Origin of the sequence: Mesorhizobium sp. M0047 (assembly GCF_040323315.1) — a bacterium.
In the GTDB taxonomy this organism is placed as follows: domain Bacteria; phylum Pseudomonadota; class Alphaproteobacteria; order Rhizobiales; family Rhizobiaceae; genus Mesorhizobium.
Genome location: NZ_JAMYUW010000008.1, coordinates 205,582 through 216,840 on the forward strand (window position 1 = coordinate 205,582; position 11,259 = coordinate 216,840).

An 11,259-nucleotide genomic window follows, 5' to 3' on the forward strand; every position below is an offset into this window, starting at 1 on the left:
CATGAATTTCGATCCGCGTTACTCCGGTCGCAATTTTACCTCTGTCGGCACACGCCCCATCCGTCCTGATGGCGTCGACAAGGTGACGGGTCGCGCCCGCTACGGCGCCGACTTCAACATGGCCGGCCAGTTGGTCGGGCGTGTCCTCAGGAGCCCGCATGCGCACGCCACGATCAGGAAGATCGACACGTCCAAGGCAGAGAAGCTTCCCGGCGTGAAAGCGGTGATCACCGCGGCCGACCTACCCGACCTCACCAATGGCGATGCCGCCATGTACGACATCCTCGACAACTGCATGGCGCGCAAGAAGGCCCTCTATGACGGCCATGCGGTGGCCGCGGTCGCGGCCGTGGACGCCCGTACTGCCAGGCAGGCGCTGAAGCTGATCGAGATCGACTACGAGCTTTTGCCGCATGTCACCGATGTCGACGAGGCGATGAAGCACTCCGCTCCCCTCATCAACGACGCCATCTTCACCGAGGGCCTGGAGGAAAAGCCGGTAAAGCCGTCCAACGTCGCCAAGCGAAGCCAGTTTGGCCACGGCGATGTCCATCAAGGGTTCGGCCACGCCGATTTCATCGTCGAGCGCTCGTTCAAGACCGAGCAGACGCACCAGGGCTATATCGAGCCGCATGCCTGTGTGGCGAGCGTCAGCTCCGACGGCACTGCAGATCTTTGGGTTTGCACGCAAGGCCATTTCGTCTACCGCCAGCACTGCGCGCAACTCCTTGGCATGGAAGCTTCCAAGCTGCGCGTCACCTCCTCGGAGATCGGCGGCGGCTTCGGCGGCAAGACCCATGTCTGGGCCGAGCCGGTCGCGCTGGCGCTGTCGCGCAAGGCCGGCCGCCCGGTCAAGCTGGTGATGACCCGCGACGAGGTGTTCCGCGCCTCGGGTCCGACCAGCGCCACCTCGATCGACGTCAAGATCGGCGCCCGCAAGGATGGCACGATCACTGCCGCCGAGGCGACACTGCGCTATTCCTGCGGACCCTATTCGGGCATGTGGGCCGAGATCGGTGCCATGACCGCGTTTGCTTGCTACAAGCTGGAGAACGTCAACACGGTCGGCTACGAGGTGCTGGTCAACCGGCCGAAGACCGCCGCCTACCGCGCGCCGTCGGCGCCGATGGCGGCGTTCGCGGTGGAAAGCGCGATCGACGAGCTGGCCAAGGAGGTCGGCATGGACCCAGTCGCGTTCCGGATCAGGAACGCCGCACAGGAAGGCACGAGGTCGTCCTACGGCCCGGTCTACGGCCCGATCGGCATCGGCCCGACGCTCGAGGCGGTGAAGAGCCACCCGCACATGAAGGCGCCGCTGGGCAGGAACCAGGGCCGCGGCATGGCTTGCGGCTTCTGGTTCAACTTCGGCGGCCAGACCTGCACGGACCTCAACATCGGCATGGACGGCTCGGTATCGCTCGCCGTCGGAACGGTCGATGTGGGTGGTTCCCGTGCGTCGCTGTCGCTGGTCGCGGCGGAAGAGCTCGGCATCGACTATAGTCAAGTCAAGGCGATCGTCGCCGATACGTCCAGCCTCGGTTATAACGACATGACCGATGGCAGCCGGGGCACCTTCTCGTCGTCCATGGCGACGATTTCGGCCGCCCGCAATGCAATCAAGATCCTGCGGGAACGCGCCGCGCAGATGTGGGACATTTCCGTCGACGACGTGGTCTGGGAAAAGGGCCACGCGGTTGCCAAGGGCGAGAAGCATGGCAATCTCGGCAAGCTGTCGCTGAAGGAGATCGCGGTCGAGTCGGGCAAGACCGGCGGACCGATCGCCGGCCACAGCGAGCTCGTCGCCGATGGCGCGGGCGTTTCCTTCGCCACCCATATCTGCGATATCGAGGTCGATCCAGAGACCGGCGCCACACGGGTTCTGCGCTACACGGTCGTGCAAGATGCCGGCAAGGCGGTGCACCCGACCTATGTCGAGGGACAGTATCAGGGCGGTGCCGCGCAAGGCATCGGCTGGGCGCTCAACGAGGAGTATATCTACGGCAAGGACGGGCGGCTCCAGAATCCCGGCTTCCTCGACTATCGCATCCCGGTCTGCTCGGACCTGCCAATGATCGACACGCAAATCCTCGAAATCCCCAACCCCAACCACCCTTACGGGGTGCGCGGTGTCGGCGAGACATCGATCGTGCCGCCCCTGGCTGCGATCGCCAATGCGGTGTCGAATGCGGTCGGGGTGCGGATGACGCATATCCCGATGTCGCCGCCGCGCATTCTGGCGGCGCTGGAGGAACGGGCAGGCTGATGGTCGAAGTAACGCTCTGGGGATCGCTAGGTGCTGTCGCCGGAGGCAAGAACAAGGTCGAGATCGAGGCCAAGGACATAAGGGAGCTGTTCAGGAAGCTGGCTGAACAGTATCCCGGCCTCGAGCCCTTGATCGACAAAGGCATCGCCGTCGCCATCGACGGGACGATCTATCGCGATACCTGGTCGAAGGAATTGCCGAAAGGCTCCGAAATTTTCCTGCTGCCGAGGCTGGCCGGGGGATAATCGGACAATCGCCTCGCGGTCATCGGCGACCAGGGCCTGGCTTGTCGGTCGTAGCTATGGATATTTTGTCTGGGCACTCGCGGGGTTCAGATCGCCCTGCAACTCCTTCGGCAGCGGGAGGCTTGAACATTGCAGGTGCACGTCGCGGGCAAACAGCTTTCGTTGCTTCTGCTCATGCTCCTTGATGGCTGCAACGAGCCCCATTGAGTACGGGCCAAGCAAGACGCCGAAACCCCATCCCGGATGCTCTTTCTCGCGAACCTCATAGTCCGAAGCCGCCACGCGGGCTTGTTGGCATTCGGGCGATGCCCATTTCTGGTCGTGCTGCGAAAGCGTCGCTTCATAGTCGACCGGCGAGGTCGCGCATCCCGCCATGGTCGCGGCCAATGCGACGGACATTGCAATTCTCATGCCGCAGCCTTTCCTAAGCATTTCTTTCCACAAATCGCCGCTGTCGCCCTAGCCTCGCAGCCCAGGAGCCTCCTGCCCTGTCCTCTCGACATATTCCGTATAGCCGCCGCCATAGGTGTGGATGCCTTCAGGCGTCAGCTCCAGCACGCGGTTGGAAAGTGCTGCCAGAAAGTGCCGGTCGTGCGAGACGAACAGCATCGTTCCTTCGTATTGCGAGAGCGCCGTGATCAGCATCTCCTTGGTGGCGATGTCGAGATGGTTGGTCGGCTCGTCCAGCACCAGAAGGTTGGGCGGATCGAACAGCATCAGCGCCATCACCAGCCGTGCCTTCTCGCCACCTGACAGCACGCGGCACTTCTTCTCGATCTCGTCGCCGGGAAAGCCGAAACAGCCGGCGAGCGCCCGCAGCGGCGCCTGGCCGGCCTGCGGGAACGCGTCCTCCAGCGTCTGGAACACGGTGCGCTCGCCTTCCAGCACTTCCATGGCGTGCTGGGCGAAATAGCCCATTTTCACGCTGGGCCCCCGCGCGACCGTACCGTTGTCGGGCTCGGAAGCACCGGCGACCAGTTTCAGCAGCGTCGACTTGCCGGCGCCGTTGACGCCCATGATGCACCAGCGCTCTCGGCGGCGGACCTGGAAGTCGAGGCCCTCATAGATGGAGCGGCTGCCATAGCCCTTGTGGACGTTCTTCAGCGTAACGACGTCCTCGCCGCAGCGCGGCGCCGGCAGGAAATCGAAGGACACGGTCTGGCGGCGTTTGGGCGGCTCGACGCGGTCGATCTTGTCCAGCTTCTTCACCCGGCTTTGCACTTGCGCGGCATGCGAGGCGCGCGCCTTGAAGCGCTCGATGAAGGCGATCTCCTTGGCCAGCATCGCCTGCTGGCGCTCGAACTGCGCCTGCTGCTGCTTGTCGGCGATCGCCCGCTGCTGCTGGTAGAATTCGTAATTGCCGGAATAGGCGGTCAGCGAGCCGCCGTCGATCTCCACCACCTTGTTGACGATGCGGTTCATGAACTCGCGATCGTGCGAGGTCATCAAGAGGCCGCCGTCGTAGTTCTTCAGGAAGGATTCGAGCCAGATCAGGCTTTCCAGGTCGAGATGGTTGCTCGGCTCGTCGAGCAGCATCGCATCGGGCCGCATCAGAAGAATACGGGCCAACGCCACGCGCATCTTCCAGCCGCCCGACAGCTTGCCGACATCGCCATCCATCATCTCCTGGGAGAAGCCGAGACCATCGAGCACTTCGCGGGCGCGGCCATCCAGCGCATAGCCGTCGAGTTCCTCGAAGCGGTGCTGCGCCTCGCCATATTTCTCGATGATCTCGTCCATCTGGTCGGCCTGGTCGGGATCGGCCATGGCTGCCTCGAGCGCTGCCATTTCAGCTGCGACTTCGCTCACCGGCCCGGCACCGTTCATCACTTCGGCGACAGCGCTGTGGCCTTCCATGTCGCCGACATCCTGGCTGAAATAGCCGATGGTGACGCCGCGATCGACCTGCACCTGGCCCTCGTCGGGCTGCTCCTGCCCGGTGATCATGCGAAACAGCGTCGTCTTGCCGGCGCCGTTGGGGCCGACCAGGCCGACCTTCTCGCCCTTCTGCAGGGCCGCCGACGCCTCGATGAAGACGAGCTGACGGCCGTTCTGCTTGCTGATGCTTTCAAGTCTGATCATGCGGTTTCCGGACTATGCCTGCGATGAAAGGATTTGCCCGGCGCCTTACGCGAATGATGGCCGCAAAGGAAGAGGCGCTAGCGCCGCATACAGCCGATCTCCCCCCTCGTGGGGGAGATGGCCGGCAGGCCAGAGGGGGGCGCTGTCCCGCCGGCGTCTCAATCCATCGATCTACGCCGAAGCGTTTACACCTATCGCGATACTAACGAACTTGGTGATACTATCCGGCCTTCGTCGCATGGACCCGCCGCGTGCGCGACGCCATCGGTCCTGGCTATCCCGTGCATCCATACGGCATCGATCCGCACTCGGGCGCCTGAGGGGCTCACTTCCGCTGCGGATAGATCGTCTCGCCGCGCTTCAGCATCGCCACAAACGTCTCGATCTTCTTCTTGCGGCCGGCCTCGGTCTTCATGTTGTGGGTGCGGAAGGCGAGCGCGAAGCGGTTCTGCGCACTGAGTTTTTCAAGCATCTCCTTTGCTGCCGGTTCGGCGTTGATCGCCGCTTGCAGATCATCGGGGATTTTCATCTGCTTGCCGCTGCCATAGGCGCGCGCCCAGCGCCCGTCGGCCTTAGCCGCCTCGACCTCCCTCAGCCCATGCTCGGTCATGCGGCCCTCCGCGACCAGCCGCGCGACATTGTCGATGTTGATCTTGCTCCAGATGCTCCTCTTGCCGCGCGGCGTGTAGCGCTGCAGAAAACTCTTGTCGTCCAGCCCCTTTCGCACCGCGTCGATCCAGCCGAAGCACAAAACGACGTCGATGGCTTCCTTGGGCGTGATCGACTTCAATCCCGATCCCACCTTGTGCATCTTGATCCACACTTCGGTTTCCGTGGCATGATGCTTGTCGAGCCAGGCGTAGAAGCTTTCCGGATCCGGAAACTCCCGGACCTTGTCGGGATCGACCTTCACCGGCGCCATCAGCCAGCCTGCCCGTTCGGTGCCGTCCGCGCCATCGCTTTCACTGTGGTCCGGCCTCCAGCATCGCGCCTATCGTCATTGGCCAGCATCGTGGCATGAATTGCTGTCAGTTTCCGTCAGCAAACTTGTCGGGGCGCGTACGGCGTTCCTTCGCGTCCCCCTGTGTCCCTGAACATCTTTGCGAAGCGCCTACTGCAACTGCGGCTTTTTCAGAAAACTGCCGCGGTCTGCCGACTTGACGCGCAGCCAGGTTTCGCGGCCGTCACGCAGCACCCGCATCGGGATCTCGGCGCCCGCCGAGCCGCTCTCCCACAGTTTGCGGTAGAAATCGGCCAGCCCGTCGACCGCGCCGTCGCGAATGTCGGAGATGATGTCGCCCTCGCGCAGGCCGGCCTTGGCCGCCGGTCCGCCTTCGGTCACGCTCATCACCACCACTCTGCCGTCGCTTTCGGCCGACAACGCGCCGAGCCACGGGCGCGGCGGCTTGGCCACCTGGCCGCGCGTCAGCAGATCGTCGAGAATCGGCGGCAACAGATCGATCGGCACGACCATGTTGATGTCGGCGACCTCGCCGTTGCGGCTCATCTGCAGGCGCAGCGAACCGATGCCGAGCAGCGAACCGTCGGAGCCGAACAGCCCTGCCCCTCCCCAGGACGGGTGCGCCGGCGCAATAAAGATCGCCTCGTCAAGCAGATACTCCCAATAGCCGGCGAATTCCTGCTTGGTGACGATCCTTGCCTGCACCGACTGACCGATGCCGTCCGTCAGCACGACGGCGTCTCCGACCTTCGCCTTGCCGGCATCGCCCAGCGCCACCGCCGGCAGGCTGAGTGGTGCCAGTGCCTGCACCAGGCCGAACCCAGATTCCTGGTCATAGGCCAGCGCATGCGCGGGAACGACGCGGCCGTCATGGGTGGTCAGCCAGACTTCGTCCGCCTCGGTGATGAGATAGCCGATGGTCAACACGAGCCCGTCATTGCGAATGACGACGCCGCTGCCTTCCCTGAGCGTGCCGAGGGCCCCGGCCGTAAAGGCGTCTTCGGGAACGGTGGCCCGCAGGGCAACGACCGAGCGCGGATTGGGATTGATGGTCATGCTTTTGTCCTGCGATGCAATGCTCTGGCGTGGCGTTATTCCCTATACCTATGCCGCACGGGAGACGGTGCAAGGGGTGTAGTGCTGACCTCATCCCTTACGCAGGAGAAGCTCGGTGCGGCGTCATAAAACAATAGTTCAACGCAAGTTGAACTTCCCCATCCGCAGCCCTAGCTTTACATGGACCTGCAATCTTTCCACACGCCACCCGAACACGAGGCCACGAGATGACCGAATACACCCCGCCGAAAGTATGGACCTGGAACAAGCCCAGCGGCGGCGCCTTTGCCAGCATCAACCGGCCGATCGCCGGCCCCACGCATGACAAGGAACTGCCCGTCGGCAGGCATCCGCTGCAGCTCTATTCGCTGGCGACGCCGAACGGCGTCAAGGTGACGGTCATGCTGGAGGAGCTTCTGGCGCGCGGCCACAAGGGCGCTGAATATGACGCCTGGCTGATCAGGATCAACGACGGCGACCAGTTCGGCAGCGGCTTCGTCGAGATCAACCCCAACTCCAAGATTCCCGCCTTGATGGACCGCAGCGGCAAGACGCCGGTGCGCGTCTTCGAATCCGGTTCGATCCTGGTCTATCTCGCCGAAAAATTCGGCGAATTCCTTCCCAGCGAGCAGGCGGCCCGCGCCGAGGTGCTGTCCTGGCTGTTCTGGCAGATGGGCTCGGCGCCGTATCTGGGCGGCGGCTTCGGCCATTTCTATGCCTATGCACCGGAAAAGTTCGAATACGCCATCGACCGCTTCTCGATGGAGGTGAAGCGCCAGATGGATGTGCTCGACCGCCGGCTGGCAGAGACGGAATATCTCGGCGGCAAGGACTACTCTATCGCCGACATGGCGGTGTGGCCCTGGTATGGCGGGTTGGCGCTTGGCCGCATGTACAACGATTCCGCCGAGTTCCTGTCCGTGCACGAGTACAAGCATGTGCAGCGCTGGGCCCAGGCGATCGACACACGCCCGGCGGTCAAGCGCGGCCGCATGGTCAACCGCGCCTTCGGCGAGCCGGCCCTGCAGTTGCACGAGCGCCACGACGCCAGCGACTTCGAGACGAAGACGCAGGACAGGCTGGCGGCGGAATAAGCTGGGCGGACAACGGTCCGATCTCCCTCCCCCAATGGGACCCCAATGGGGGAGGATGGCAGCTTTAACCCACCTCTGGACAGATTGGCCGTCAAACAGGCGAGGCCGGCCTCAAAAACAGAGCCCGCCACGACTGCCAGGTCGCGGCGGACTTTTCCCAAGGTAAGGCGACTCGGGCAACCTTTTGTCGGCACCATCATTCAGCGCAGGACCTCGACGATTTGACGGGTCTCGGGATCGACCAGAACCGTCTGGTGGTTGATCACGGCGACGCGATATCTGACGTCGGGTACCTCACGCAGTTCGACCGTGTCCGGCACCGACGAGCCGAGCTTCAGTTCGACGCCCAGAAGGTTCACCGACGCAAGCGGCTCCCTCTTGATGTATTCGCGAACGACCGTCTCCTGCTGTGGCTGGACGACGACGACATTTTCCGCCAGCGCCGCACCGATGCCGCCCATCAGGACGACTGCGGCCGCTGCGCTCGAAAGATAAAGTCTCATGACCATCTCCTATTGGTAACTGAAACTCCGCCCTGGATGGAAACTCCACCGCGGGCCAGGGGTTCCATTCCAAATTCCAGAATTGAAGGCATCATGGCGTTGGCCAGAATATTCAATGGCTGTTGGAACGATGCTCGTAGTTGGCTCAGAATAGCTCTCAATCTTGGTATGTAAATTGCGTGTCCGAGGCGGATATTAATGCGATACAGCTTGTTGTTTGTCGGCACCCCGAGTTTCGCCTCCAGTCATTTCAAGGGCCGGACTGCGCGGCAAACGACGCACCGCCATCGAAGATGATGCACCGCAGGCCGATGCCCGACCATCGAGCAGCGGGATTGGGCCCCGATCAGGCGGCACCCGACCCGCGAAGGCCGGATCGACAGGACACGAGTCGGGCACTTGCAGAAGGGCGAGCCGCGCAGCCACTCACCCTCGGTGAACGTGAACTGAGGCTGCCCAAAAGCGCGATCAAATAGTCGATCGGTCGGGCTCCACAAGCGCATCCCGATGCCTCGGAGATAGCTCAACGGCGTCTTCCAGCCTCATGAGAGGCATCTTGCCAAAACCACACTTTCCATGCCCGAATTATTGGCGAAAGACCCTTGTCCGGCTAAGTTTTTAGCCCGGCCATCATATCAGTTTTGACTAAAATAATAGAACGTCCAATGCACATTGCCGGAACCGAACAGGCCCCCTTGGACCTTTGCGTCCGGCAGCTAAGACCTTCGTCCTACAGGAAAACGCAGAAGCCTGATGTGACCGTTTCAAGCCCGGACAAGGGAACATCGGGCGCCGCTTGCACACCCAGGGCGCATCGCAGGAAGAACCTTGGCAACGGCGGCCTGGAGCCCACTGGCCGTCACACTGGTGTCTATCGCAGGCGGCGCAATTGACTTCTGACGCTCGACCGCCTTTTCCACCGGTCTGACATGGCTTGCATTAATATTAGAGACAGCGAATATAGAGGTCGGCCGGCGACCGCCAGAAGTCGGCTGGGCCCGGCGTGCCTTCCTTTGCACCTGGCCGCCGGGCCACTTTTTCTTCTGCTTGTCATTTTGCCTCCAGGCGGCACACGGCAGTGCGAGCACCTTCCCGCCCCTCGCAACCGCCCTGCCTCGACGCCGGACTGTTCGCTCTTTCGGCACCGCCACCACTGCCTCGAGCACATGCTGCGCCGGCAAGAAAGAAAAACTGTCTTCAGGCGCGCCTGGATTTGGGCACTGAATCCGCGCTTTAGCTCCGCCTATTCCGCTTTCGCGGAAGTTTCGGCCGCCGTGCGATATGCAATGCTGCTAATGCGGCGGTACGAGCCGCCCTGGTTGACGCGGGCGCCCCCAGCATCCCAACAATGCGCCCCCCCCGTCCGCGTCGACCACGGCAGGCGCTTGGCGCTCTCGTCCGATCCGCGAAGTCTTGCGCCGGCGGTGCCGGGGCAACACAGTTGCGCGACAGGTCTCACGAGACATTCGTTGCCGCCTCAGCCGCCGGCCAGCGCCTTCGTCGTCACCAGATTGGACTCCGCCTCCGGTAAGAGGGACGCCGCCGCAACAGGCTTGGACCCAATCGCCTACTTCAATTCCACCCACACCGGCGCGTGGTCGCTGGCGCCATCCTCGCCGCGCACGTCGCGGTCGATGCCGGCAGCCGTCAGGCGCCGCGCCAGTTTCTTCGACAGCAGGATGTGGTCAAGCCTCAAGCCCGCATCGCGCGGCCAGCGGTTCCGGCGATAGTCCCAGAAGGTGTAGAGCGTCTCCGTCGGGTGTTTCTTGCGCAGGGCGTCGGTCCAGCCCTGCTCGAGCAACGCGGCGAACGAAGCCCGGCTCTCCGGCTGCACCAGCGCGTTGTCGTCATAGGAGTGGGTGGCATAGATGTCGCGCGGTTCGGGCACGATGTTGTAATCGCCGGCCAGCACCACTGGCAGGCCGGTGTCGAGCAACTGTTCGGCATGCGCCTCCAGTCGCGCGTGCCAGGCCAGCTTGTAGGCGAATTTCGGTCCCGGCTGCGGATTGCCGTTCGGCGCATAGAGGCAAGCGATGATGATGCCATTCACCGCCGCCTCGACGTAGCGGCTCTGTCTGTCGGCATCATCACCGGGCAGGGCATCGCGAGTCAGCACCGGTTCCGACCCCCGCGCCAGGATCGCGACGCCGTTCCAGGTCGCCTCGCCCTTCCACACCGCGCCATAGCCGGCAGCGGCAAGAGCAGAGCGCGGAAACTGCGTGTCGCGCGCCTTCAACTCCTGCAGGCAGACGACGTCGGGCTTTGCCGCCGCCAGCCACGCCAGCAAGTTGTCCAGCCGGCTGTTGATGTTGTTGATGTTGAACGAGGCGACCTTCATCGCTTCAGGAAACGATCCGGCCCGACCACGCCTTCACCGCCTCGGCCAGCGTCTTCAGGTGATCGGCGGCGGAGAAACCCGAGATGCTCTTGCGCGGCTTCAGGTCGTGGTCGCCATCCTCCAACCAGTTGACCTCGATGCGGTCGGAAAGGTCGTAAGTCGCAACCTCATCCTGTGTGCCGAACTCGTCGCGCGTGCCCTGGAAGATCAGCGTTGGTGCCTTCAGATCGGCGAGGTGTTTTGTTCGCAGCTGCGTTGGCTTACCAGGCGGGTGGAAGGGATAGCCGAGACACAGCAGGCCCGAGATCTCACCCTTTGCAAACATCTCGTCCGCGACCATCGAGGCGACGCGCCCGCCCATCGACTTGCCGCCGATGATCAGCGGACCGGCCACGCCCTTGGCCCTGAGGTCGGCGATCGCCTTGATATATTCCGGATTCACAGTCTCGGCCCGCGGCGGCGGTTTGCGATGCCCATAGCGGCGCGCGGCCATGTAGTGGAACTCGAAGCGCGCAACCTGGAAGCCGACTGCAGCCAGCGCTTTGGCGGTGGCGGTCATCGACGGCGAATCCATCGACGCGCCCGCGCCATGCGCGAGCAGGATGGTGATGGGGGCGGTGTCGTGGCCGTCGAACAGGAAGGTGGTCATGAGGCGGCCTTCCGACAAAGGCCGAATTCCTTCGCACCCCCCTCTGGCCTGCCGGCCATCTCCCCCGC

Annotated in this window: 10 protein-coding genes; 3 read left to right on the forward strand and 7 right to left on the reverse strand. The window is 63.3% G+C overall.

The features are described from left to right. The first annotated feature begins 1 nt into the window (after window position 1). Together NKJ89_RS10565 and NKJ89_RS10570 are read left to right on the forward strand one after the other, a co-directional pair. Entirely contained in the window at window positions 2-2,263 is a 2,262-nt protein-coding gene (locus NKJ89_RS10565) for a xanthine dehydrogenase family protein molybdopterin-binding subunit (RefSeq protein WP_352602181.1), read from the forward strand. Beyond that, window positions 2,263-2,508, forward strand: a complete 246-nt coding sequence (locus NKJ89_RS10570; protein ID WP_352602183.1) for a MoaD/ThiS family protein — start codon at window positions 2,263-2,265, stop codon at window positions 2,506-2,508. Before NKJ89_RS10565 ends, NKJ89_RS10570 begins: the two co-directional genes overlap by 1 nt. A gap of 54 nt (window positions 2,509-2,562) precedes the next feature. Here the strand turns inward: NKJ89_RS10570 and NKJ89_RS10575 are convergent, their stop codons facing one another. The 4 genes from NKJ89_RS10575 to NKJ89_RS10595 all read right to left on the reverse strand — a co-directional run bounded on the left by NKJ89_RS10575 (window position 2,563) and on the right by NKJ89_RS10595 (window position 6,607). Further along, window positions 2,563-2,919: a hypothetical protein gene (locus tag NKJ89_RS10575; RefSeq protein WP_352602185.1), complete on the reverse strand. Its 357-nt coding sequence runs from the start codon at window positions 2,917-2,919 to the stop codon at window positions 2,563-2,565. 48 nt (window positions 2,920-2,967) lie between these two features. Next, complete coding sequence (locus tag NKJ89_RS10580; protein WP_352602187.1) at window positions 2,968-4,590, reverse strand: ABC-F family ATP-binding cassette domain-containing protein; 1,623 nt, start codon at window positions 4,588-4,590, stop codon at window positions 2,968-2,970. Window positions 4,591-4,915: 325 nt separating this feature from the next. Next, complete coding sequence (locus NKJ89_RS10590) at window positions 4,916-5,512, reverse strand: YdeI/OmpD-associated family protein (protein WP_352602189.1); 597 nt, start codon at window positions 5,510-5,512, stop codon at window positions 4,916-4,918. A 189-nt stretch (window positions 5,513-5,701) separates the two neighbouring features. Then, complete coding sequence (locus NKJ89_RS10595; protein WP_352602191.1) at window positions 5,702-6,607, reverse strand: S1C family serine protease; 906 nt, start codon at window positions 6,605-6,607, stop codon at window positions 5,702-5,704. Between the two features lie 227 nt (window positions 6,608-6,834). Between NKJ89_RS10595 and yghU the strand changes: the two genes are divergently transcribed. Then, window positions 6,835-7,701 (forward strand): glutathione-dependent disulfide-bond oxidoreductase, encoded by an 867-nt coding sequence (gene yghU / locus NKJ89_RS10600; RefSeq protein WP_352602193.1) that lies wholly within the window; start codon window positions 6,835-6,837, stop codon window positions 7,699-7,701. A gap of 200 nt (window positions 7,702-7,901) precedes the next feature. Here yghU and NKJ89_RS10605 read toward each other — a convergent pair whose 3' ends face one another. The 3 genes from NKJ89_RS10605 to NKJ89_RS10615 all read right to left on the reverse strand — a co-directional run bounded on the left by NKJ89_RS10605 (window position 7,902) and on the right by NKJ89_RS10615 (window position 11,191). Further along, entirely contained in the window at window positions 7,902-8,204 is a 303-nt protein-coding gene (locus NKJ89_RS10605) for a DUF1236 domain-containing protein (RefSeq protein WP_352602195.1), read from the reverse strand. 1,567 nt (window positions 8,205-9,771) lie between these two features. Continuing rightward, window positions 9,772-10,542, reverse strand: coding sequence for an exodeoxyribonuclease III (locus NKJ89_RS10610; protein WP_352602196.1), 771 nt, complete (start codon window positions 10,540-10,542; stop codon window positions 9,772-9,774). A gap of 4 nt (window positions 10,543-10,546) precedes the next feature. Then, window positions 10,547-11,191: an alpha/beta hydrolase family protein gene (locus tag NKJ89_RS10615; protein WP_352602198.1), complete on the reverse strand. Its 645-nt coding sequence runs from the start codon at window positions 11,189-11,191 to the stop codon at window positions 10,547-10,549. Window positions 11,192-11,259: the final 68 nt, after the last annotated feature.

Excerpts from the sequence above, each read along its gene's own strand:
- NKJ89_RS10580 (WP_352602187.1), bottom strand. The coding sequence starts at position 4,590 with ATGATCAGACTTGAAAGCATCAGCAAGCAGAACGGCCGTCAGCTCGTC.
- NKJ89_RS10570 (WP_352602183.1), top strand. The coding sequence starts at position 2,263 with ATGGTCGAAGTAACGCTCTGGGGATCGCTAGGTGCTGTCGCCGGAGGC.
- NKJ89_RS10610 (WP_352602196.1), bottom strand. The coding sequence starts at position 10,542 with ATGAAGGTCGCCTCGTTCAACATCAACAACATCAACAGCCGGCTGGAC.
- yghU (WP_352602193.1), top strand. The coding sequence starts at position 6,835 with ATGACCGAATACACCCCGCCGAAAGTATGGACCTGGAACAAGCCCAGC.
- NKJ89_RS10575 (WP_352602185.1), bottom strand. The coding sequence starts at position 2,919 with ATGAGAATTGCAATGTCCGTCGCATTGGCCGCGACCATGGCGGGATGC.
- NKJ89_RS10590 (WP_352602189.1), bottom strand. The coding sequence starts at position 5,512 with ATGGCGCCGGTGAAGGTCGATCCCGACAAGGTCCGGGAGTTTCCGGAT.
- NKJ89_RS10565 (WP_352602181.1), top strand. The coding sequence starts at position 2 with ATGAATTTCGATCCGCGTTACTCCGGTCGCAATTTTACCTCTGTCGGC.
- NKJ89_RS10615 (WP_352602198.1), bottom strand. The coding sequence starts at position 11,191 with ATGACCACCTTCCTGTTCGACGGCCACGACACCGCCCCCATCACCATC.
- NKJ89_RS10605 (WP_352602195.1), bottom strand. The coding sequence starts at position 8,204 with ATGAGACTTTATCTTTCGAGCGCAGCGGCCGCAGTCGTCCTGATGGGC.
- NKJ89_RS10595 (WP_352602191.1), bottom strand. The coding sequence starts at position 6,607 with ATGACCATCAATCCCAATCCGCGCTCGGTCGTTGCCCTGCGGGCCACC.